This is a genomic window from Pseudoxanthobacter sp., from assembly GCF_036822375.1.
Classification (GTDB): Bacteria; Pseudomonadota; Alphaproteobacteria; order Rhizobiales; family Segnochrobactraceae; genus Pseudoxanthobacter.
Window position 1 is genome coordinate 3,223 of the sequence record NZ_DAISHT010000233.1, and the last position, 1,733, is coordinate 4,955.

Below are 1,733 nucleotides of genomic sequence, written 5' to 3' on the forward strand. Positions count from 1 at the left end.
GCCCATCCCGGGCCCCGTCCCGCGAGCCCGCTTCTGCGCCCTGCTCCTGCAACCCCGGCTTTGCAAAACCGGCCTCGCAAAACCGGTCGCGCCGGGCCACTCTTGCGGCGCGATCGATGCGGTGCCTTGTTCCCGGCGCAACGCCGCTCTATATCCGACGACTGCACATCCGACGACTGCAATGCAACATTCTCTGTCGGGTGAGAGGCCCCGCCCGGGCCGGCCCGCTCAAGCCTGACACATCCCGATGCTGACGCTCTATCATCAACCGTTCTCTCCCGCCTGCCGCTTCGTGCGCCTCATCCTCGCTGAATACGGGGTGCGGCACGAACTCGTGATCGAACGGCCATGGGAGCGCCGCAAGGGCTTCCTGGCCATGAACCCGGCCGGCACGCTGCCGATCGCCGTGGAGAACGACGGCCCGCCCGTGGTCGGCGCCGGGCCGATCATGGAATATCTCGACGAGACGCGCGGCTATGCGCAGGGCGACAAGCGGCTGATGCCGGACCATCCCGACCGGCGCGCCGAGACGCGCCGTCTGGTGGAGTGGTTCCTGTGGAAGTTCGACGAGGAGGCGGTGGGCCATCTCGTCCACGAGCGCATCTACAAGCTGGAGATGCCGACGGCGATGGGCGGCGGCGCACCGGAATCCACCGTGCTGCGCGCCGCGCGCACGAACCTGCGCCATCACCTGCGCTACATCGAATACCTGACCGCCACCCGCAACTGGCTGGCCGGCGAGCGGCTGACCTTTGCCGACATCGCCGCGGCCGCCGAACTCAGCACCGCCGACTATCTGGGCGAGGTGCCGTGGGCCGACTGCGAGCACGTCAAGATGTGGTATTCCCGCGTCAAGTGCCGCCCGTCGTTCCGGGCTCTGCTGGGGGAGACCATCCGCGGCCTGCCGCCCTCCCCCACCTACAGCGATCTCGACTTCTGAGCGCGCCGCCGGCCCCCCCGCCGCCCGCGCGGCTCTCCCCGGCCGCCGCCGCCCGGCTGGTGCGCACGCGGGCGGCCGGCCTCGGCTTCGATGTCTGCCGCATCGCCCCGGCCACCGCCGACCCCGCGCTGGCCGCCCGGCTTTCCGCGTTCCTCGCCGCCGGCTTCCACGGCACCATGGAATGGCTTGCCGAAGCACCGGAGCGCCGCGCCTCTCCGCAGGCGCTGTGGCCGGAGGCGATTTCGGTCGTCATGCTCGGGCTCAATTACGGGCCGCCGGAGGGCGCCTTCGTGGCCCGCGACGACCCGGCCGCCGGGCTCCTCTCGGTCTATGCCCGCGGCCGCGACTATCACGACATCATCAAGGGCCGGCTGAAGATGCTGGGCCAGCAGTTGATGGCGGCGGCCGGCGGCGCCATCAAGGTGTTCGTGGATACCGCACCGGTGATGGAAAAGCCGCTTGCCGCGCGCGCCGGGTTCGGCTGGCAGGGCAAGCACACCAACCTCGTCTCGCGCGAGTTCGGCTCGTGGCTGTTCCTCGGCGCACTGTTCACCACGCTGCCGCTGCAGCCCGATGCCTCCGGCCAGGACCATTGCGGCCAGTGCCGCGCCTGCCTCGATGCCTGCCCGACGCAGGCCTTTCCCGCCCCCTACCGGATCGATGCGCGGCGCTGCGTGTCCTATCTCACCATCGAGCACAAGGGGCCGGTGGCGCGCGAGCTGCGGCCGCTGATCGGCAACCGCATCTATGGCTGCGACGACTGCCTTGCCGCCTGCCCGTGGAACAAGTTCGC

General features: G+C 70.4%; 2 protein-coding genes. Both read left to right on the forward strand.

Going from position 1 to position 1,733, the window contains the following annotated elements; genetic code table 11:
* Positions 1-247: 247 nt before the first annotated feature.
* Entirely contained in the window at positions 248-940 is a 693-nt protein-coding gene (locus tag V7067_RS15410) for a glutathione S-transferase family protein (protein WP_334176789.1), read from the forward strand.
* 59 nt (positions 941-999) lie between these two features.
* Positions 1,000-1,733: tRNA epoxyqueuosine(34) reductase QueG (gene queG, locus V7067_RS15415; protein ID WP_334176790.1), on the forward strand; the 734-nt coding region annotated here is incomplete at its 3' end.

Bases quoted from the DNA above. Each gene is read 5' to 3' on its own strand.
- V7067_RS15410 (WP_334176789.1), top strand. From the start codon at position 248: ATGCTGACGCTCTATCATCAACCGTTCTCTCCCGCCTGCCGCTTCGTG.